Here is a 20,575-nt window from a genome sequence, read left to right as displayed (position 1 = left end):
AGCCGGTACGGCCTGATTAACTTCCTGTCCGGTATAAAATTTGTCTTCATTTCATAAAGAAAAAAAGAATAAGGAAGTGAGGTGATAATAATGATTTCAAGAGAAAACTGCGCATTGAGGAGCAGCCAGCCGGCTTCAGAGGACCAGGTCTGTATGAAGCTCCAGGTGGTGGAGGATGCAAAGACAGACATGGAATACAACTGCCCTTGCTGCCGGGATAAATAATATTACCCAGACTATCGGCTTTCAGTAGATAGCAATTAACCTTATTATGGAAAATAAGGGAAAATAATAAAGGAATTCAAGCAGATTGACGCAATCGGGAGAAAAGCGGTATTAATACCGAAATGAGGGGTTATAAGACCGGAATAGGGAAATATAACAAGGAATAAAGGTATATATATGGATTGACACAAATTTAACAACGGTTTACAATTATATTGTTATTTGTTTCACAAAGGTGTATGGAGGGGTTAAGTGTAATGCTTGATATTTATGTATGCGTAGGAAGCTCATGTCATCTTAAGGGTTCTTATCAAATAATAAGCTGCTTCCAGAGACTTATAAAAGAAAACCGTTTGGAAGACAAGGCAATTCTGAAGGCGTCCTTTTGCATGGGCAAGTGCACCAATGGTGTATGTGTGAGAGTAGGCGATGTTTTCTATGGTGACGTAGCCATCGTGAATGCTGAAAGTTTCTTTAATGAGCAGGTTATTAAACAAATTGAGGCGGAAGGTTGAACAAATTTTGAAGCAAATAAAAATGTAGCACCGATTCTATGCCGTAACTTTCATGGAGTTTTGTGCGAGGTGGGGGGCATGGAAATATTATGAGTATAATTCAATTTAAGGAAGCAAACTGCAAAAACTGCTACAAATGCATAAGGAGCTGTCCTGTCAATGCCATAGCTTTCAGGAACGAACAGGCTGAGATTATACATGATGAATGCACCCTTTGCGGCAACTGCCTGAAAGTATGTCCCCAGAATGCCAAAAGTGTCAACAGTGAAATAGACAGGGTCAGGAAATTCATCGCAAAGAAGGAAAAGGTCTATGTAAGTCTGGCCCCATCTTTTGTTTCGGCCTTCGACCAGGATGAAAGGTGGCTTTATGCGGCGCTGAAAAGACTGGGATTCACCCATGTTGAAGGAACGGCCAACGGCGCATATCAGGTGTCCCGGCAATATGAAAAGCTCATAAACAAAAAAGAAATGAAAAATATTATAACAAGCTGCTGTTCTTCGGTAATCCTGCTGGTGGAAAAATACTATCCCCAGCTTATAGGCCAGCTTGCTCCCGTGGTGTCTCCCATGATTGCCCATGCAAAAATGCTCAGAGAAACCTACGGACAGAGGATAAGGGTGGTATTCATAGGCCCCTGCATATCCAAAAAAGAGGAGTGCAACGACCTGCAGAACGAAAACCAGGTGGATGCGGTAATAACCTTTGATGAACTGGAAAAATGGTTTGAAGAAGAAGGCCTTTATGAGGAAAAGAACCTGGCTGACGAGATGAAAAATTTTGACAACATTGCAAGAATCTACCCTGTGCCGGGAGGAATACTTAAAACCATTGACAGAAGCATTAAAAAAAGCTACAGGTCAATAAGCGTGGATGGAGTGGAAAGATGCATTGACATTCTGGATTCCATAGCGGAAGGCAATATTGAAAACTATTTTATAGAAATGAGCAGTTGCACGGGCGGCTGTATAGCCGGACCCTGCATGAAACATGTACCCGGAGGGTTTTTAACTTCAAGGGAAAGACTTTTGAACTATGCAAAGAAAGCCGCTCTTTGTCAGAATGAAAATAAAAGCTCATTAATGGCAGCCACCAAGAGTAATTTGTCCAAAACCTTTATAGACAGGTCAAGAAGGCCGGAAATGCCATCTAAGGCTGTGATCCAAGGAATACTCAACAGCATCGGCAAATTCAGCGAGGATAAGGAGCTCAACTGCGGAGCCTGCGGATACCCTACCTGCAAGGAAAAGGCAATTGCGGTTTATCTGGGCAAGGCCCAGGTGCATATGTGCCTTCCATATATGAGGGAAAGAGCGGAATCCATATCAAACATAATAATCAATTACACTCCTTATGGGATTTTTGCACTGGATGAAAACCTGAACATACAGGAAGCAAACAAATCTGCAAAAACCATGTTCAAGTTGAATTCTACAGACGTGGAGGGCATGAATATCTGTGAGTTCCTGAAGTGTGACCTGTTTGAAAAGGTTCTGGAAAGCGGAGAAAATCTTTACGACGAAAAATATTTATATGAAGAATTTGACATGGTAGTCAAACAATCAATTATTAATGTAAGCAAACATAATACACTGATTGTAATAATTAATGACATTACTGATGAGGAAAATCAGCGGCAGAAAGTATTTGAAAGCCGCTCACAAAACATAGAGATTGCTCAGAAGGTCATGGAAAAGCAAATGAGAGTTGCTCAGGAGATTGCCAGCCTGCTTGGGGAAACTACAGCAGAGACAAAGGTAGCCCTGACCAAACTCAAAAAATCAATTATGTCGGAGATGGGTGAAGGTACGTGAGCCTCTACATAGATGTAAATTATGAAAGTTTAAATAAATACAGGGAAGAACTGTGCGGGGATAAGGTTGAAATCATCAGAAGCTCGGATTCTGTGGTGGTTGTGCTTGCAGACGGGCTGGGCAGCGGAGTGAAGGCCAACATTCTTGCAACACTCACCTCCAAAATCATAGGAACCATAATGTCAAACGGACTGGATATAGAGGAGGCTGTCAACACCATAGCCAGTACCCTGCCGGTATGTAAGGAACGGGAGGTTGCCTATTCAACCTTTTCAATCATTCAGATTTTCAACAACGGAGAAGGCTATCTGGTTGAATTTGATAATCCTGCAATAATCCGGCTTAGGAAGGGAAAATTGCAGGAATTTAAAACCGAGAGCCGTGAAATCAGCGGGAAGCTCATAAATGAGGCAAGGTTTACAGTGAGCCCCGATGATTTGTTCATTATGATAAGTGACGGAGTTATTCATGCGGGAATAGGCCAAACCTTGAACCTGGGCTGGCAATGGGAAAATGTGAGCGATTATGTTCAGAAAACCTATAAAAAGGATATGTCCTCAAAGGCGGTAGCAAAGCTGCTGCTGTCTGCCTGCGACAGCCTGTATGCAAACGAGCCCGGTGATGATACCACGGTTGTGGCACTCAAAGCCAAAAAGCCCATAAAGCTGAACCTTATGATAGGTCCTCCGGTGGATATGGGAAATGACGGCGATATAGTAGCAAAATTTATGAACAGGGAAGGCAAAAAGGTTGTATGCGGAGGAACCACTTCCCAGATAGTTGCCCGTTTAACCGGGAAGGAAATAAAGACCTCCATTGAATATTTCAATCCTTCTGTTCCGCCCACTGCGGAAATTGACGGCATAAACCTTACCACCGAGGGAGTACTGACCTTAAGGAGAACCCTTGAGCTTTTGAAAACCTGTGTGTCTCCTGACAGCACCATGAGTGACTTTCTGATGCTCAATAAGAAGGACGGTGCGTCAAAACTGGCAAAAATGCTGCTTGAAGAGAGCACCAGCATATACTTTTTTATAGGTCAGGCCATAAATCCTGCACACCAGAACCCTGAATTCCCACTTAATATGGGGCTTAAATTCAAGCTGGTGGAAGAAATAGCAGGTCTGCTGAGTCAGGCAGGAAAGCATATTACCATTGAATACTGCTAGTAGCTGTAATGGCAGCATAGACGGAGGAAGCTATGGGATTACGGACCATACACCTGAAACTTCATAAGCCTGGTTCCACAAAGAAAAATATAATAAAGGCGGCGTTCGTCAATTACAATAATGCGTATAACTACCTGCTGGACAGGGCGTTTGCCGATATTGAGAATATAGAGAACAACTATAAATCCACAAAGGGTGCATATAGCTCTCTTGGGCTTTCCAAATGGATTGACAGGGATATGTCTGCGGAATTGAACAGATTTGAAGTACAGCCCTTTAAGGATTCTCTGAAGCTTGATTTCGGAATGACTCTTGCCAGCTATTTCGTACAGAAGAAAAACAATCCGGATATAGCTTTTCCCGCCTTCAGGCAGGGGCCTGTAACCGGTGAAGACAGACTGAGGCCCATATACTTTTGCAGATATGATACCAAAAGAAGCTTTTGCCTCATATATGATGCCGCCAACGGAAAATTTTTTGCAAAGCTTTTTTTAATGAATGTAAAAAACGGAAAGGCAAGGCAGAGCTTTGATTTTGAAAGGGATTTCAAGTACATTTCCAGGAAAGCGGAGCAGGTAAAGGCTCAGAAAAATGAAACTTATTTAATTGTGCCCCTTTCCTTTGGAAAATGGCAGTTGAACATGCTGATGCAGGCTGTTGAAAAACCTGAGATACTGCGGGCGGCAAGACTGCTGGTCAAAAATAACGAATATTATTTAAGTCTCAGCATAGATTTGCCTGAGGATGAAAAAATCGCCGCCGGGACTTATCTGGGAGTGAGCAGGGGCATTGAGCATGCCGTAAGCTATTCGGTTGTAAACAAAAAGGGTCAGCTCCTCCGGAACGGGACACTTGACTGCGGCCGCACCGGCAATCCTTCCGAGCAGCGGAGGAACCTGTTTGAACTTGCAAATACCATCGTTGAAATTGCCGTAAAAGACAAGTCAATGGTAGTGCTTCAAAACCTTACCGGAAAGGGCGACAAATTGAGCTGGAATGACGCGGGCACAACCGTTAAGCCTATTTTCGGCTGCAAGCAATATAACGATTTTGCAAGGATACTTGACTACAAATTGCCGCAAAAAGGCTTGCCGCCGCCTGCAAAGGTGAGTTCGGTGGACATTTTCCACAGGTGCAGCATCTGCGGCTGCAATACAAAGAAAAACAGGTTTTCAAAAGGCATGTTCATTTGCACTACCTGCGGCATGAGCAGCAGCCTTGACAGTCTGGGCAGCCTGAACCTGGCGGTGAAGCTGATCAAATACCAGAATACCTCCATCAAGCTCAAGGCCAGAAGGACAATAGAGGGAATGTATCTTCAGAATGATCTGATAGGGCTGGAGCTGTTTGTTCCGCGAAATGAAAATCCCTTTGAAAGGCTCAAGGAAAAAATCAATGAGATTTCCGAGAACATGGAGGATTCCCAGGCAGGCCACAGGCTCAATGCCAGGGATGTGAGAAGTATCATAGAAAAGCTTAAGAGCCATGACTTCACAAATATTGAAATAGTTTAAAGGCCTTTTACAGGTTTAGTTATAAATTTGTTTAATATTCTGCTTGATATTTTATTGTGCCTTTGCTGCCGCACATGGTCCTACATAGTAGGCTCAGGCAATTTTCGCCTGAAAAAGTGCAGCTATCTAGCCTGAAGCCGCATCAGCCTGTCTGATGCGGCTTCATTCAATGTAAAAGGGTTAAATCCTCTCATCAGGAGAATAAAAAAAGAGCTTTATGAGAATATTTATTTTAAAGGTATTTCATTGACTAATTTGAATAATTTTGTTAAACTATGTACAAGTAAAGGGGAGTAGCTTGAAAGCGATAAAGTCAACAACCGGCGGACAGCAGCCTGGCTTTATTCTCCGTAAGTGGAAAGCAAGACCTTGAATGTTATAATGCATTCAGGGTTTTTTTATTGTTTTATGTTTTTAAAGGTTTTAATTTTTCAGGTTTTAAGGTTCAAGCGCAGGGAAAATAAAGGCAAAACCCCATTACCTCTGGTATGGGGATGTTTTGTGAAAATACTGGGAGGCTAAAATGTCAACGAAAAGAGCAATTAGGTTTGTACTATTATGGATTGGACTTGCGGTACTGTTTAATGCAGGGATTTATATTTTTGAAGGACAGCACAAGGCGCTGGAGTTTTTGGGCGGATACATGATTGAACTCAGTCTGAGTGTTGACAACCTGTTTCTGTTTCTTATACTGTTTACAAGTTTCGGTATAAAACCCCAATATCAAAGAAGGGTCCTCAATTACGGCATAATGGGTGCCATTGTGCTCAGGCTGGTTTTCATACTGCTGGGGATAACCATTATAAACAAGATTCACTGGATTTTATATGTATTCGGTATAATTCTCATTATCAGCGGAGCAAAGATGATGTTCAGCAGCGAAGAAGCAGGAGACCACAAGGACAGCAAGGTATTAAAAGTCCTTGGCAAAATTCTTCCGGTTACCGACACCCTGCATGAGGAGAAGTTTTTTGTAAGGCAAAACCATATTCTTCATGCAACACCGCTGTTTGCCATACTGGTGCTGATTGAATTTTCGGATATCCTTTTTGCCATAGATTCAATACCTGCTATTTTTTCCATATCAACCGACCCGTTCATAGTATATACCTCGAACATATTTGCCATATTGGGGCTCAGAAGCCTGTACTTCGTGCTTGCCGCCATGCAGGAGAAATTTAAATATGTCAAGTATGGTGTTGCGCTGATATTGATGTTTACAGGTGTAAAACTGGGAATACTCTTTTTCCATATAGAAATAACCATAATCTATTCACTGGTCACCATATTTACCATTTTGCTGGGAAGTGTAATAGTCTCCGTATTGGTTAACAAGCATCAGGAAAAGAAAAAGGAAGAAATAAAGCTGAAAAAGGTTGATTTGTAATCCTGTTTAAGATGGAAATAAACCCGGGGGCTTAAAAGCCCCCGGGTTTATCTTTTTGATTTAGCAATCATGGCCATCATTTCCGCATAAGCAGAAGAATATTATAATGAGAATTATGATGATCCATATAAAATTATCATCACCACAGCAGCCGCCTCCACCACCAAAGAAACCCTTCTTACCCATAAAAACACTCCCTCCAAATATAAGTCGTTATTATTTAAGTAGTCTTCGATAAAATCCATCTCTCTTATTTCAATCGGAGCATGGATTTTTATCAGGCTAATACCATACTATTCAAAAGGCTTTTTTTTGTTACAAATAAAAAAATATATCATCGCATAAATAAATAAAATTAATATAATGAATTAAGAGTTCTTTTTTTGGGGTGTCACGGATGGGATTGTTTATAAAAAAGCGGGTACATCACAAAAATAAAGCTGAGAAAGCTGCCCCTGAAATAAAGGAAACGGGTGGAGAAATACATGAAATGGGATTTGAGCAGTTCCAGGGGCAGACAGTAACGGTTTTCGTCAGTGGGGGAGGTGAAGTCGGGAAGGGCTTTACCGGAGTATTAATGGAAAGCTGTCCTGCATACATAAAGCTATTAATGCTGCCCGCAACTCCGCCTGACTGTTCCCTGGGAAACAACTGCAGCAGCCGTTCAGGAAATATACTGTTCTGCGCCCTTTGCCCTTACAACAAAAAGGCACGCCCGGGGGCTGTGGCTGTAATTCCTGTGAGCAGCATAGCCGCTTTTGTCCACAATACCCTTGGCGGCGGCACCCGAAGTAAATGAACAGCCTTCGGCAGACCATGACAGCCTGTAAAAAGATAGGTGCATCAATTGCCGACAAATGTGATAAAATTACATGGTAGACAAAAGAAACAGTCTGTAAAGCAGAGGCAGGAAACTATGAAACTTATGGATAAGATCAGCTATCCCGAAGCTGTGGGATATATAATTGAAAAACTCAATGAAAACGGCTTTGAGGCCTTTATTGTGGGAGGATGTGTCAGGGACTCCATACTTGGAAAGCTCCCCTGCGACTGGGACATTGCAACCAGTGCCCTGCCTGTGGACGTCAAAAGGCTTTTTAAAAAAACCTATGACACAGGAATCAAGCATGGGACGGTAAGTGTTTCTGTCGACAACAGCCTGTATGAAGTAACCACCTACAGGATAGACGGGCATTATACAGATTCCCGGAGGCCGGACAATGTGAGCTTTACCTCTGATCTGAAGCAGGATTTGGCCAGGCGGGACTTTACGGTCAATGCCATGGCTTATAATCCCAATACCGGGCTGATAGACTATTTTGACGGCTTAAAGGATATTGAACAAAGGCAGATAAAAGCCGTAGGAGACGCAGGCACAAGGTTTCTGGAGGATGCGCTGAGAATGCTGCGGGCGGTGAGATTCAGCGCTCAACTGGGCTTTTCAATCGAAAAAAATACCTTTGGTGCAATAGCGGAGAATGCAGGCTCCATAAAAAATATCAGCAGGGAAAGAGTCAGGGAGGAATTGAACAAGATTCTGACTTCCCAGGAGCCGTCAAGCTTCAACAAGCTATACCATTCCGGGCTGCTGGCCCATATCATGCCTGAATTTATTCCCTGCTACCATACCGGGCAAAATAATCCCTACCATATATACAATGTGGCAGACCACATTATACGCACTGTGGAAAGCATTCCGGACAGCCTGATCCTCAGATGGACCATGCTCCTGCACGATATTGGGAAGCCTTCAAAAAAGACAACGGATGACAAAGGGATAGATCACTTTTACGGACATCAGGAAGCAAGTGCCGAGCTGGCCGGTGAAATATTAAACCGGCTGCGCTTTGACAAGCTTTCCATAAAAAAGATACTGACTTTGGTCAAATATCATGACATTGACATTTTTGATACGGAAAAATCCGTCAGAAGGGTTACAAGCAGATTGGGGGAGGAATTATTCCCAAGCCTCCTGGAGGTCCAGCGGGCAGATGCCCTGGGACAAAATCCTGTTTATCTGGACAAACGGCTTATAAAGTTGGATAATATTAAGCATATTTATGCTCGGATAAAGGACGGGCAGCATTGTCTCAGCCTGTCCCAGATGGCTGTAAACGGGGATGATCTTATAGCACTTGGCATGAAGCCGGGCAAGGAATTGAAGGAAGTTCTGAGCGGGTTGTTCGAGCAGGTTTTGGAGAAGCCCGAAATAAACAGCAGGGAGAGTCTGACGGAACTGGCCAGGCAGCTTATGGGAAAATATCAGTAGCCCTTAAAGCCGGCTCTTTGTGCCGGTGTGCTTTATACAAAAGCTTTAAGGCTATATATAATGATTTTATGGGGAGTGTTGGTTTTGACGGGAATGGGAACTCTGGTAAACACCGGAGCAGTTATTGCAGGAGGAATTGCCGGGACTCTGCTGAGAAGCGGAATACCTGAAAAATACAAGAAAACGGTTATGCAGGCTATAGGCCTCTCTGTCATGTTCATAGGAATATCCGGAACAATAAAGGAAATGCTCACGATTGTAGCCGGAAACAAGCTGGACAGGCAGTTCATAATGCTTATGATATTCAGTCTCGTATTTGGAGGCTTGATCGGGGAGTTTTTGAAGATAGAAAAAAGGCTTGAAAACATAGGAGTTTGGTTTCAATCCAAAATCCCTGCCAGAGGAGGAGCCTTTGCGGAGGGCTTTGTCACCGCAAGCCTGGTATACTGTGTGGGGGCTATGGCTATTGTGGGCTCGCTGGAGGATGGACTCTCGGGGAATCCTTCAACTCTTTATGCAAAATCCATTCTGGATGGTGTATCAGCGGTTGTCTTTGCGGCCACAATGGGAATAGGCGTAGCCTTTTCGGCCATACCGGTGCTTGTCTACCAGGGAGGCATAACCCTGCTGGCGGGGGTTATAAAGCCCTGGCTCAATGACATGGTCATAAGCCAGATGTCCCTGGTGGGAGGAATACTTATTTTCGCCATAGGCATAAATCTGCTGGAATTGAAAAAAATCAATGTGGGCAACCTTCTTCCTGCCGTATTTATTCCTGTGCTGTACTTTATTCTGCGCGGTCTGCTTGGTCTGTAGCAGAGCGTATTATCTGAAGCTCGCCGGGAGTAGGCAGCATCCAAGCAGTTTTTGCTGTTTACCACATTTTTAACTGGTACAACGAGTTAATTTATTAATGTATATTTTAAAAAAACGATTGACAAAAGCAGCGAACCCCTTTATAATAACTTTTGCATGATAGTGATGCGGGTTTAACTCAGCGGTAGAGTGTCACCTTGCCAAGGTGAAAGTCGAGAGTTCGAATCTCTTAACCCGCTCCATAATCCCGCGGGTGTAGTTCAATGGTAGAACATCAGCCTTCCAAGCTGATTGCGTGGGTCCGATTCCCATCACCCGCTCCAACAAAAGCCGTTTCTTTTGTAATGTATGATACATTATGAAAGAAACGGTTTTTTTGCTAAATCCGGATAAAATCATCAGTCTGGGGCAAATTATGAGATGAATGAAACTATATAGGGGAGTATCCTGTGGAAAGAAATTCATCAAATAGTCCGGAGTCAAGGCGGAAAATTGCATTTTTAAGCATTTTCGGCATTACACAACTGCATTATAGAAATCCTTATGTTGTGGCCTGGTGGTCTGCGGCATTTCCCGGCCTTGGTCACATGCTGCTCTCAAAATATATCAGGGGCTTTCTGCTGTTCATATGGGAAGTTGTAATCAACCTGAAGGCACATCTTAACATGGGGATTTTTTATACCTTCACAGGCAATTTCAAGGCGGCACAGGAGGTGTTGGACATCCGGTGGCTTCTGCTGTATAATGCGGTGTATATTTTTTCCATTTGGGACAGCTACAGGGCTGCAAATGATGTAAATAACAGTTATGAACTTGCCGCAAGAGAAGATGCAGAGATTCAGCCCTTCATCATGAATTCCCTGGAATTGAATTACCTTGACAGGAAAATCCCCTGGGTATCGGCCATGTGGTCCTTCTTAATGCCCGGTACAGGCCAGTTGTATAACCATAGGATTGTAGCCGCCACATTCATGTTTGTCTGGTGGATAGTCATACTATACTATTCTAAGGTCCTGCCGGCAATTCACTTTACTTTTACCGGAGGGTTCGAAATGGCGCGGTCTGTCGTAGACGAGCACTGGGCCATGAATATTTCTTCCGTCTATATGTTCTCCGTATACGATGCGTATATGAATACGGTGGAGAATAACAAGCTTTTCGAGTGGGAGCAGTCCCAATTCCTTAAAAAGCATTATCAAAACAGTAACTTTACAGTTCCAGGCAAAAATATTACTGCTGGAGGTGATCAGATGTATATAATCTCGACTTTCGAGCATTCAATCTTTCTGGAAAAGGCGGTAACCGCAATTCAAATGAGAGGGATTGCAAAAGAGGATATACTTGCTGTTCCCCTGGATAAAAGAGCTGAGCAAAGAAAGCTTTTTGACTCCATACATCAATCGGACGGACTAAGCCTTATGGACCTTGCCTCCATTCTGGGAACCATTTTTATGCTGCTGGGAACCATCTATGGTTTTCTACTGAAATTCGGGCCGGTTTTCTGGGGGATGGCAGGCCTGATTGCAGGATTCTCCCTGGGCCTCGCAATAAAGCTTTTGATTCTTAGGAAGAGCAGCCGCCGGCAAGACAACAAAAAAGTTTCCGAAGTGGTATTGATTATAGACTGCGTGAAGGACAAGGCCGAAATGGTGGCGGATACCCTCTGGAATCATCATGCCCTGGGAGTCAGCAGGCTGGATTTGAACTGACCTTCCATTGATTTTGCCACTGTTCTTTATAAGTAAAATATTGTAAAATCAAATTAACCTGTTGTGCCGGTTAAGGCTATATATGCTTGCAGAGCAGTTTGGAGAATGTTCCCTCCCGGACGAGCTTTAAAGAAATGCTTGTATATAACACTTTTGCTTGAAATAGTACGACTTGCAACATGCTTTTTCAGCAGTCGCAGCAACTCGACCATCCAGGTCTCGAGTGCTGCTTAAATTGACATCCTGTCAATTTAACTGCAAAAGCAGCATGCTGTAAGCCTACAATTTCAGCAAAAGCTTTTAATCATACCGCGCATTTCTCTAAAGTCGTCCTCGCGTGTACAGTCTCCAACAGCTATATTCCTGTTTACCACATTTTGAACCAGCACGACGAGTTAATTTAATATCACAATATAAAGAGCAGACAACAGCCTTAAAAGGCATATCGTCTGAAACGGAGAACAGTATGGGAAAAATAAAAATTTTATCAATTGACGGCGGAGGAATAAGGGGCATACTTCCGTCCATGGTGCTGGCAAAAATAGAAGAGATGACGTCAAAGCCGGTATGCCAGATGTTTGACCTGGTATCCGGAACCTCCACCGGCGCAATTATAGCCCTGGGACTCACCATGCCTTCAAAGGAAGACAAAACCAGACCGGCATACAGCGCTGAGGAGTTGATAAATCTGTATGCCGAGAAGGGCCAGAAAATATTTTCCACAAGTATTTTTCATAAAATTTTATCCCTTGACGGCCTAAGTGATGAGAAGTATAAATCCTCGGGCATTGAATCGGTGCTGAAGGACTATTTTGGAAAGGCCATGCTGTCGGAAGCCCTGGCACCTGTTCTGATTCCTGCCTATGAGATAGGGCTCAGGCTGCCTTTTTTCTTTAAAAGCCGCCATGCCAGGAATCCTCAGAAGGAAAACTACGATTTCCCCATGTGGCAGGTGGCCAGGGCAAGCTCTGCCGCTCCTACATATTTTCAGCCATACAAGCTTGAAATGAATACAGGCAAGGGGCCTGATTACTATACCTTCATTGACGGGGGCGTATTTGCCAATAATCCGGCAATGTGCGCTTTTGCCGAGGCAAAGGTAATGTTCGGGAATGATGACGACATATTGCTCCTGTCGCTGGGGACAGGCGAGCTGAGTAAAACCATACCCTATGATGAGGCAAAGGACTGGGGGCTGGTTAACTGGGCAAAACCAATGCTGGGGATTGTTTTCGACGGCGTAAGCGGGACTGTGGATTACCAGTTGAGGCAACTGCTCACAGAAAGAAGGTATTTCAGGGTGCAGTCAAGTCTTGCTGAATTGGGCAAGGGCATGGATGATGCAAGTGATGAAAACATTCACCAGCTCAGACTGCTGGGGCAAAAAACAGTGGAAGAGTGGTACAATAGCGGAAAACTGGATAAGATATGCAGGCAGCTTGTGTAATTATTTCTGCCAGCCAGCTTTACAAATTATTTTAATAAATCAGAATGTTGTGAATACATTGGCTAATAAAATATACTGTACGACTTTTTAGGGATGGCAGAATGACAGCAATTTCACCCCTTTTGTCTTGCTGTCCCTTTATTATGGTAAAAGGAGGCCGTTTTATGTATTCACGACTTAAAAGGTTGCTGAAGAAAACAACCGAAGTACTATTGACAAGTACTCTGATAACTGCTTTTACTCCCCTTTCAGCCTTTGCCGGAGAGGCAGACCTCAGCACCCCGGAACTGACCCGGGGACAGAACAACTTGTTGTATCTGGGTATGCTTGTATGTTTGCTGGGAATGCTGTTCGGGCTGATTCAATTTATCAGGATCAGGAAAATTAGAGCACATAAGAGTATGCTTGAGGTGGCGGACACCATATATGAAACCTGCAAGACCTACCTGGTGCAGCAGGGAAAGTTTCTGGCCCTTTTACTGGTATTTATAGGCGTTTGTATTGCCTTCTACTTCGGCTTCCTTCAGGATAAGGGGGCAGGAGGGGTAATACTTATCCTGGCCTGGACGGTAGTGGGCATATTGGGGTCGTACGGCGTTGCCTGGTATGGCATCCGGATGAATACACTGGCAAACAGCAGGATGGCCTTTTCGGCACTGGAGAAAAAGCCCTTGAAGCTCCTGTGCATACCGCTGGATTCGGGTATGAGCATTGGTGTCATTCTCATATGCGTTGAGCTTATCATGATGCTGGCCATTCTCCTGTTTGTTCCGCGGGAACTGGCAGGAGCAAGCTTTATCGGCTTTGCCATTGGAGAATCGCTGGGGGCCAGTGCACTTCGCATTGCCGGGGGCATTTTTACCAAAATTGCAGACATTGGTTCTGATTTGATGAAAATAGTTTTCAAGATAAAAGAGGATGATCCCCGGAATCCGGGAGTGATAGCAGATTGCACAGGAGACAACGCGGGAGACAGCGTCGGTCCCACTGCCGACGGTTTTGAGACATACGGCGTTACGGGGGTGGCCCTCATTACCTTTATAGTGCTGGCCGTTGCAGGTGGGCTTCAGAGCCATATGCTGGTGTGGATTTTCACCATGCGTGTGCTGATGATAGTTACATCCATCGGAGCCTTCTATATTAACAAGCTGCTGAGCAAAATCAGATTTGGACGCAAAATACACATGGACTTTGAAAAGCCCCTTACCAGCCTGGTATGGATTACTTCGGCCCTGTCCATAGCCGTCACCTTCCTCATAAGCTTTCTCATGCTAGGGCCTGAAACGGCCATAGGTGACAGGTCGGGCCACCTTTGGGTGCTGCTGGCAGCCATAATAAGCTGCGGTACACTGGGGGCGGCTTTAATTCCTGAGTTCACCAAGATATTTACAAGTCCCAAATCAATACATGTAAAAGAGACTGTGGCGGCTTCAAAGGAGGGAGGAGCCTCGCTGAACATCCTTTCCGGTCTTGTTGCCGGCAATTTCAGCGCCTTTTGGAAGGGTATGGTGTTCATAGTCCTTATGTTTGCCGCGTATTCCGTCAGCAGGTTGGGGCTGGGAGACATTATGGACTATCCCTCCATATTTGCCTTCGGGCTTGTAGCCTTCGGCTTCCTTGGAATGGGGCCTGTCACTATTGCAGTTGACAGCTATGGGCCTGTAACCGACAACGCACAGTCCATATACGAACTATCTCTGATAGAGGAAATTCCCGGCATTGAAAAGGAAATAGAGAGCAGCTTCGGCTTCAAGCCGGATTTTGAAAGTGCAAAATATTACCTGGAGGCTAATGACGGCGCAGGCAACACCTTTAAGGCAACTGCCAAACCGGTTTTGATAGGAACCGCTGTAGTGGGGGCTACCACGATGATTTTTTCCCTCATACTGGTAATCAAGAATGTTCTGGGAGTGCAGCCGGAGGCGGTGCTGAATATATTGAATCCATATACCCTTCTGGGCTTCCTTTGCGGAGGCGCAGTCATTTACTGGTTTACCGGGGCGTCCACCCAGGCGGTTTCCACAGGAGCGTACAGGGCTGTGGAGTACATAAAAAGGAATATCCGGCTGGAGGAGGATTCAAACCGGAGGGCCTCCATAGACAAGTCAAAGGAAGTGGTCAGGATATGCACTCAATATGCCCAGAAGGGAATGCTGAATATATTCATAGCCGTATTTTCCTTTGCACTTGCCTTTGCATTTTTATCCGCTCCAAGAAATGGCACGGATTCTGTTGCATTATTTATAGCCTATCTCATATCAATTGCAGTATTCGGGCTGTACCAGGCCATATTTATGGCAAATGCCGGGGGCTGCTGGGATAATGCGAAAAAGGTGGTGGAGGTGGAGCTCAAGCAGAAAGGTACGGAGCTCCATGATGCAACCGTAGTAGGAGACACTGTGGGAGATCCCTTCAAGGATACCTCTTCGGTGGCGCTTAACCCAATAATAAAGTTTACAACGCTTTTCGGGCTTTTAGCCATGGAGATAGCCATATCAGACTCCTTCAAGGATGCCGCTCCCTTTGCCGGCATTGTTTTCCTGGGCTGTGCACTGGTATTTGTCTGGCGTTCCTTCTACAGGATGAGAATAAACAATAAGACACGCAGATAGTGTTTTCTTTTTCCGGCCGATATTATATAATATTAGGGATTGAATGTACTGACGAAATGGCTTGGGAGGCTAATATATGTTTTCAGTGACGATAAAAGAGATAATGGAAGAGTTTCAGTTGGAGGAGCTTACAGGCTGCAAGGACTATGAAAATATAGAGATTTCATCAGCGGATGTAAACAGGCCCGGCTTACAACTGGCAGGCTATATGGAGTATTTCGGAACTGACAGAATGCAGATTATCGGTAAGGGAGAGACGGCATATCTCATGCAGCTCAGGGAGGAAGACAGGTACAGGAGGCTGGATAACTTTTTTAAATGCGGCTTTCCCTGTATGGTAGTGGCCAGGGGACTTGGCGTTTTTCCCGAGATGATAGATGTGGGGAGAAAGTACAATATACCTGTTCTGAGAACAGATGATGTTACCTCCAGATTTATGAGCGGAGTTATCAGGTATCTGAACCTGCAACTGGCGCCAAGAACCAGCACTCACGGTGTTCTGGTAGAGGTTTACGGTGAGGGAATCCTCATTCTGGGTGAAAGCGGAGTGGGTAAAAGCGAGATAGCCCTGGAGCTGGTTAAAAGAGGACACAGGCTTGTTGCAGATGACAATGTGGAAATCAGGAAGGTTTCGGATAAGACCCTTGTGGGAACCGCTCCCGATATTATAAGGCACTTTATAGAAATAAGAGGCATAGGTATTCTGGATGTCAAGAACCTCTATGGTGTAGGTTCTGTTAAAATGACCGAAAACATAAATCTGGTTATAAAATTTGAGCACTGGAATGACAAGAAGGTCTATGACAGGCTGGGGCTGGAGGAAGAGTTTACAGAGGTGCTGGGAATAACCGTGCCCTGCCTTACCATACCCGTCAGCCCCGGAAGAAACCTGGCGGTCATAGTTGAGGTTGCTGCCATGAACAACCGGCAGAAGAAGATGGGGTATAATGCTGCCAAGGTGCTCAGTGAAAGGGTTTTGGGCAATATCAACAAATCCACCGAATACAAGGATACAGGCTTTAAGGATTAAAAATACAAGAGGCTTCTAAAGAATATCAAGTGAAATAGCTTACGCCAAATATGTCAATAATTACTTGGTGGAAGCTATTTTCATAATAGCTGCTGTTTGCCGCAGCGGTATGGAAGTCTGAAAAGGAGGCAAAATGAATTTACTGGTAGATACACATACACACACTATTTCAAGCGGTCATGCCTACAGTACCATACAGGAAAATGCCAGAGAGGCTTTTGAAAACGGCATCAGCATGATAAATATGTCGGATCACGGTCCGGCCATGAACGGCGCCCCTTTCCGTTACCATTTCGGAAACCTGGGCGTCATACCGCGGGAACTCTACGGGGTACGCATCTTAAAAGGGGTTGAGCTCAATATAATAAGTTATGACGGCGAGGTGGACCTGCCCGTCAATTATTTAAGAGACCTGGATTTGGTGCTGGCAAGCTTTCATGAGATATGCATACCCCCTTCCACGGTGGAAAATCACACCAAAGCGGCAATCAGGATACTTGAGAACCCATATATTGATGTACTGGCTCATCCCGGAAATCCTCAGTTTCAAATTGATATTGAAAGGGTAGTGAAAGCCGCAAAGGAAAACAACAAGCTTTTGGAGATAAACAATCACTCCTTTACTGTCAGGAAGGGGAGTGAGAAAAACTGTCTGGAGATAGCCCGCATGTGCAAAAAGCACGGTGTCAGGGTAACTACCGGAACAGATGCCCATATCAGCTTCAGCATCGGACGCTTCGACAATGTGAAAAGAGTGCTGGAGGAGGCAGACCTGCCGGAGGAGCTGGTTATTACAACCTCTGCTGAAAAAATGGAAAGCTATCTGCTGGAAAAGAAAAAAAGATTAAAGGATATTATGAAATGATAACAGCAAAGCTTATCATCTCATGGGAAGGTTGAGTGCTACGATTTGGATAATATAGAATTGGTTAAAAGGCTTGCTTCAATATCAGGAGAAGAAAGAGTTTTAATTAATGAACCTATGAGCCGTCACACATCTTTCAAAATAGGCGGCCCGGCCGATGTTCTTGTGATTCCGGGGGAAATGGGACAGTTGGGTGAAATGGTAAGGTGTTTTGCCGCAGAAGGGATTCCCTATATGATTATGGGAAATGGCACAAATCTGCTGGTTTCAGACAAGGGCATCAGGGGAGTAGTTGTAAAAATATATGATAATCTGCAGGGCTTTGCCGTACACGGGGATACTCTGGAATTTGAGGCCGGAATGCTCATATCAAAAGCAGCAAAGCTGGCTCTGGCACATTCTCTTTCGGGGATGGAATTTGCAGAAGGAATCCCGGGAACAATAGGCGGTGCGGTTACCATGAACGCAGGAGCCTATGGGGGCGAAATGTCTGTGATTGCAGCCGAGACGGAGTATATGGACCGAAAGGGAGCTATAATTACCGTCAGAGGAGAGCAGCACGGCTTTGACTACAGAACCAGCATAATACAGAAAACCGGAGGGATAGTGCTTAAAACCCGGCTAAAGCTGAGAAAGGCTGATCCTGCAAACATAAAGGCACTTATGGAGGACTTCAATTTCAAGCGCCGCGACAAGCAGCCGCTGGAGTGGCCCAGTGCAGGCAGCGTATTTAAAAGGCCAAAGGGTCATTTTACAGGAAAGCTCATTGATGATTGCGGGCTGAGAGGCTTTGGCATAGGTGGAGCGCAGATTTCCGGCAAGCACAGCGGCTTTATAATAAACACAGGCGGCGCAAGCTGTGAGGATGTGCTTGCATTGATAAGGCACATACAAACTACAGTGAGCCGCGAATTTAACGTACAGTTGGAACCGGAGATAAGGATAATCGGAGACCTTTGAGTTTACACAGAAGATATGGGGGACATATACACATGAGATTTGTAATAGTAACGGGAATGTCGGGTGCCGGGAAAAGCCTTGTAACTAAATATCTGGAAGATATCGGATTTTTCTGTGTTGATAATCTGCCCCCGGCGCTGATTCCTAAATTTGCCGAAATCAGTGCCCAGAGTGAAGGGAAAATGGAGAAAATTGCTCTGGTTATTGATATCAGAGGGGGAGAATTGCTCCATGACCTGCTTCCGGCCTTGAACGAGGTAAAACAGTCGGGCTTTTCCTACGAAATACTTTTTCTGGAGGCCGACGATGCCGTTCTGATAAAAAGATATAAGGAAAGCAGGCGGCAGCATCCCCTGTCCCTGGAGGGCCGTTTGATAAAGGGGATAAAAGAGGAGAGAAAAGCACTTGAGGCAATCAAGTCCAAGGCCAACTATATAATAGATACTTCAACCCTTGCAACCAGGCAGCTTAAGCAGGAAATAAACGGTATATTCCTGGAGGGGAAAACTTTTAAAGGTATAATAATCAATATCGTTTCCTTTGGTTTCAAGTATGGTATCCCAACCGACTGCGACCTGGTCTTCGACGTCAGGTTCATACCAAATCCGTACTATATCGCACCCATGAAGCATAAAACCGGCAAGGATGAGCTGGTCAGAGCTTTTGTGCTGGATGCACAGGAAACCAGGACTTTTCTTGCCAGGTTGGATGATATGCTGGATTTTCTTATTCCCAATTATATCAAGGAGGGAAAATCCCAGTTGGATATCGGCATAGGCTGTACCGGAGGCAGGCACAGGTCGGTTGCCATAGCCGATGAACTTTTCAGAAGGCTGGAAGAAAAGCTGCACAGGGTGATTATTGAACACAGGGATATAGAGAAAGATGGCAGAGGAGTTGTAAAATGAGGGCTTCGGATTTATGGATTCCCGGTATGGGGATCAGAAGGTGGAGCCTGCTGCTGGTTGCGGGCCTTACGTTAATTTGCACGGGCATTGTTTTAACACTTAAGTATTACGGAAATGGTATTTTATTCATTGTTTCAATGCTTTTGCTTGCCTGTCTGGGTGTCATAACGGTGATAGGCTCCTTAAGGGCTTTGATAAATGCGATACTCAAGGATTTTAATTACAGGAATATAAACACTGCTCTGAATTCGGAGGGGCTGAGCAATCTGCTCCATGAAAAAAGAATTCTGGTAAAGGGACCTAAAATTGTTGCCATTGGCGGGGGAACAGGCCTTTCAACAATGCTGAGAGGTTTAAAGCAGTATACCTCCAACCTGACCGCACTTGTAACGGTGGCTGACGACGGAGGCGGTTCCGGAGTGCTCAGAGAGGACCTGGGAATGCTTCCTCCCGGAGACATACGGAACTGCATACTTGCTCTGGCAGATACCGAACCCATAATGCAGAAGCTGCTTCAATACAGATTTCAGGATGGAATGCTGAAGGGACAGAGCTTCGGCAATCTTTTTCTGGCCGCTATGGACGGAATTTCCGAAAGCTTTGAGGAAGCGGTGAAAAAGATGAGCGATGTCCTTGCGGTAACAGGAACAGTTCTCCCCATAACCCTTGAGGACGTCAGGCTCTGTGCCGAGATGGAGGGTGGAGAGACAATACTGGGGGAGCACAATATAGGGCATAGAAACAGGGAAAACAAGACCCGGATAAACAGGGTATTCCTTAACCAGACCAAGGTCAAACCACTGGAGGAGGCAATTGCCGCCATTATGGAGGCGGATATCGTGGTGCTTGGTCCGGGAAGCCTGTATACAAGCATATTGCCCAATTTGCTGGTTGAGGGGGTTTGTGATGCTCTGGCGGGGACAAAGGCGATTATCGTCTATGTCTGCAATGTCATGACCCAACCCTGTGAAACGGAAGGATATACCCTGGGAGATCATATTACTGCCATAGAGAAACACTCCCGCAAGGGAATCATAGATTTTTGCATTGCCAATACCGCTCCCATTCCCGGGGAATTGGAGGAAAGGTACAGGCTGGATGGTGCGGAACTGGTGAGGGTTGACGCCCCTGAGGTTGAAAAGCTTGGAATTGAGATAATTACAGGTGATTTTAAAGCCATAAACAATAATTATGTAAGGCATGATTCCAACAAGCTGGCAAAAAAGATCATGGAGCTTGTTTCGGACCTGGTGCTTTCAAAGGATAAGGAAAGGATTCTGGACTATTACTATTCACGGGACAGGATTAATAAAATGGGCTGATTAAAGGATTTTG

General features: G+C 44.8%; 18 protein-coding genes and 2 tRNA genes. 19 read left to right on the top strand and 1 reads right to left on the bottom strand.

Annotated features, from left to right (window positions below; all coding sequences use genetic code 11):
- The first annotated feature begins 90 nt into the window (after window positions 1-90).
- The 6 genes from CLHUN_RS22705 to CLHUN_RS10625 all read left to right on the top strand — a co-directional run bounded on the left by CLHUN_RS22705 (window position 91) and on the right by CLHUN_RS10625 (window position 6,624).
- Window positions 91-225 (top strand): hypothetical protein, encoded by a 135-nt coding sequence (locus CLHUN_RS22705; protein ID WP_278247536.1) that lies wholly within the window; start codon window positions 91-93, stop codon window positions 223-225.
- Between the two features lie 257 nt (window positions 226-482).
- Window positions 483-740, top strand: a complete 258-nt coding sequence (locus CLHUN_RS10645) for a (2Fe-2S) ferredoxin domain-containing protein (protein WP_080064577.1) — start codon at window positions 483-485, stop codon at window positions 738-740.
- Between the two features lie 89 nt (window positions 741-829).
- A complete protein-coding gene (locus CLHUN_RS10640; protein ID WP_080064576.1) occupies window positions 830-2,554 on the top strand; it encodes a [Fe-Fe] hydrogenase large subunit C-terminal domain-containing protein in 1,725 nt (574 codons plus the stop codon).
- A complete protein-coding gene (locus tag CLHUN_RS10635; RefSeq protein ID WP_080064575.1) occupies window positions 2,551-3,723 on the top strand; it encodes a SpoIIE family protein phosphatase in 1,173 nt (390 codons plus the stop codon). Before CLHUN_RS10640 ends, CLHUN_RS10635 begins: the two co-directional genes overlap by 4 nt.
- Before the next feature lie 32 nt (window positions 3,724-3,755).
- Window positions 3,756-5,237 carry a transposase gene (locus CLHUN_RS10630; protein ID WP_080064574.1) on the top strand — a complete coding sequence of 494 codons (1,482 nt, stop codon included), beginning with the start codon at window positions 3,756-3,758 and terminating at the stop codon, window positions 5,235-5,237.
- Between the two features lie 523 nt (window positions 5,238-5,760).
- Window positions 5,761-6,624 carry a TerC/Alx family metal homeostasis membrane protein gene (locus CLHUN_RS10625; protein ID WP_080064573.1) on the top strand — a complete coding sequence of 288 codons (864 nt, stop codon included), beginning with the start codon at window positions 5,761-5,763 and terminating at the stop codon, window positions 6,622-6,624.
- Window positions 6,625-6,684: 60 nt separating this feature from the next.
- On the opposite strand, the gene CLHUN_RS22700 is transcribed toward CLHUN_RS10625, so the two are convergent.
- Window positions 6,685-6,810: a hypothetical protein gene (locus tag CLHUN_RS22700; protein WP_278247535.1), complete on the bottom strand. Its 126-nt coding sequence runs from the start codon at window positions 6,808-6,810 to the stop codon at window positions 6,685-6,687.
- 211 nt (window positions 6,811-7,021) lie between these two features.
- Between CLHUN_RS22700 and CLHUN_RS10620 the strand changes: the two genes are divergently transcribed.
- The 13 genes from CLHUN_RS10620 to CLHUN_RS10560 all read left to right on the top strand — a co-directional run bounded on the left by CLHUN_RS10620 (window position 7,022) and on the right by CLHUN_RS10560 (window position 20,562).
- Window positions 7,022-7,423, top strand: coding sequence for a hypothetical protein (locus CLHUN_RS10620; protein ID WP_080064572.1), 402 nt, complete (start codon window positions 7,022-7,024; stop codon window positions 7,421-7,423).
- Window positions 7,424-7,540: 117 nt separating this feature from the next.
- Window positions 7,541-8,893 (top strand): CCA tRNA nucleotidyltransferase, encoded by a 1,353-nt coding sequence (locus CLHUN_RS10615; RefSeq protein WP_080064571.1) that lies wholly within the window; start codon window positions 7,541-7,543, stop codon window positions 8,891-8,893.
- A gap of 84 nt (window positions 8,894-8,977) precedes the next feature.
- A complete protein-coding gene (locus CLHUN_RS10610; RefSeq protein WP_080064570.1) occupies window positions 8,978-9,709 on the top strand; it encodes a DUF554 domain-containing protein in 732 nt (243 codons plus the stop codon).
- 167 nt (window positions 9,710-9,876) lie between these two features.
- A tRNA-Gly gene (locus CLHUN_RS10605) sits at window positions 9,877-9,951 on the top strand.
- A 7-nt stretch (window positions 9,952-9,958) separates the two neighbouring features.
- A tRNA-Gly gene (locus tag CLHUN_RS10600) sits at window positions 9,959-10,032 on the top strand.
- Between the two features lie 126 nt (window positions 10,033-10,158).
- A complete protein-coding gene (locus CLHUN_RS10595; protein ID WP_080064569.1) occupies window positions 10,159-11,418 on the top strand; it encodes a hypothetical protein in 1,260 nt (419 codons plus the stop codon).
- Between the two features lie 466 nt (window positions 11,419-11,884).
- Window positions 11,885-12,865: a CBASS cGAMP-activated phospholipase gene (locus CLHUN_RS10590; RefSeq protein ID WP_080064568.1), complete on the top strand. Its 981-nt coding sequence runs from the start codon at window positions 11,885-11,887 to the stop codon at window positions 12,863-12,865.
- Between the two features lie 164 nt (window positions 12,866-13,029).
- On the top strand, window positions 13,030-15,477 hold the full coding sequence (locus tag CLHUN_RS10585; RefSeq protein ID WP_080064567.1) for a sodium-translocating pyrophosphatase: 2,448 nt from the start codon (window positions 13,030-13,032) through the stop codon (window positions 15,475-15,477).
- Window positions 15,478-15,553: 76 nt separating this feature from the next.
- A complete protein-coding gene (gene hprK, locus CLHUN_RS10580; protein ID WP_080064566.1) occupies window positions 15,554-16,507 on the top strand; it encodes an HPr(Ser) kinase/phosphatase in 954 nt (317 codons plus the stop codon).
- 133 nt (window positions 16,508-16,640) lie between these two features.
- The gene (locus CLHUN_RS10575; RefSeq protein WP_080064565.1) at window positions 16,641-17,372 is read left to right on the top strand and encodes a phosphatase; all 732 of its coding nucleotides are present in this window, start codon (window positions 16,641-16,643) and stop codon (window positions 17,370-17,372) included.
- Window positions 17,373-17,417: 45 nt separating this feature from the next.
- Window positions 17,418-18,332 (top strand): UDP-N-acetylmuramate dehydrogenase, encoded by a 915-nt coding sequence (gene murB / locus CLHUN_RS10570; RefSeq protein WP_080064564.1) that lies wholly within the window; start codon window positions 17,418-17,420, stop codon window positions 18,330-18,332.
- 32 nt (window positions 18,333-18,364) lie between these two features.
- On the top strand, window positions 18,365-19,240 hold the full coding sequence (gene rapZ, locus CLHUN_RS10565) for an RNase adapter RapZ (protein ID WP_080064563.1): 876 nt from the start codon (window positions 18,365-18,367) through the stop codon (window positions 19,238-19,240).
- Window positions 19,237-20,562: a gluconeogenesis factor YvcK family protein gene (locus tag CLHUN_RS10560; RefSeq protein ID WP_080064562.1), complete on the top strand. Its 1,326-nt coding sequence runs from the start codon at window positions 19,237-19,239 to the stop codon at window positions 20,560-20,562. Before rapZ ends, CLHUN_RS10560 begins: the two co-directional genes overlap by 4 nt.
- The last annotated feature ends 13 nt before the right edge of the window (window positions 20,563-20,575 follow it).

The sequence above is a fragment of the Ruminiclostridium hungatei genome (assembly GCF_002051585.1).
GTDB classification, from domain to species: domain Bacteria; phylum Bacillota; class Clostridia; order Acetivibrionales; family DSM-1351; genus Ruminiclostridium; species Ruminiclostridium hungatei.
Note: the sequence above shows the minus strand (reverse complement) of the source record. Positions and strands in the feature narration are given on the sequence as shown.

Coding starts and splice junctions, on each gene's coding strand:
- CLHUN_RS22705 (WP_278247536.1), top strand. CDS start 91: ATGATTTCAAGAGAAAACTGCGCATTGAGGAGCAGCCAGCCGGCTTCA.
- CLHUN_RS10645 (WP_080064577.1), top strand. CDS start 483: ATGCTTGATATTTATGTATGCGTAGGAAGCTCATGTCATCTTAAGGGT.
- CLHUN_RS10640 (WP_080064576.1), top strand. CDS start 830: ATGAGTATAATTCAATTTAAGGAAGCAAACTGCAAAAACTGCTACAAA.
- CLHUN_RS10630 (WP_080064574.1), top strand. CDS start 3,756: ATGGGATTACGGACCATACACCTGAAACTTCATAAGCCTGGTTCCACA.
- CLHUN_RS10625 (WP_080064573.1), top strand. CDS start 5,761: ATGTCAACGAAAAGAGCAATTAGGTTTGTACTATTATGGATTGGACTT.
- CLHUN_RS22700 (WP_278247535.1), bottom strand. CDS start 6,810: ATGGGTAAGAAGGGTTTCTTTGGTGGTGGAGGCGGCTGCTGTGGTGAT.
- CLHUN_RS10620 (WP_080064572.1), top strand. CDS start 7,022: ATGGGATTGTTTATAAAAAAGCGGGTACATCACAAAAATAAAGCTGAG.
- CLHUN_RS10615 (WP_080064571.1), top strand. CDS start 7,541: ATGAAACTTATGGATAAGATCAGCTATCCCGAAGCTGTGGGATATATA.
- CLHUN_RS10590 (WP_080064568.1), top strand. CDS start 11,885: ATGGGAAAAATAAAAATTTTATCAATTGACGGCGGAGGAATAAGGGGC.
- CLHUN_RS10585 (WP_080064567.1), top strand. CDS start 13,030: ATGTATTCACGACTTAAAAGGTTGCTGAAGAAAACAACCGAAGTACTA.
- hprK (WP_080064566.1), top strand. CDS start 15,554: ATGTTTTCAGTGACGATAAAAGAGATAATGGAAGAGTTTCAGTTGGAG.
- CLHUN_RS10575 (WP_080064565.1), top strand. CDS start 16,641: ATGAATTTACTGGTAGATACACATACACACACTATTTCAAGCGGTCAT.
- rapZ (WP_080064563.1), top strand. CDS start 18,365: ATGAGATTTGTAATAGTAACGGGAATGTCGGGTGCCGGGAAAAGCCTT.
- CLHUN_RS10560 (WP_080064562.1), top strand. CDS start 19,237: ATGAGGGCTTCGGATTTATGGATTCCCGGTATGGGGATCAGAAGGTGG.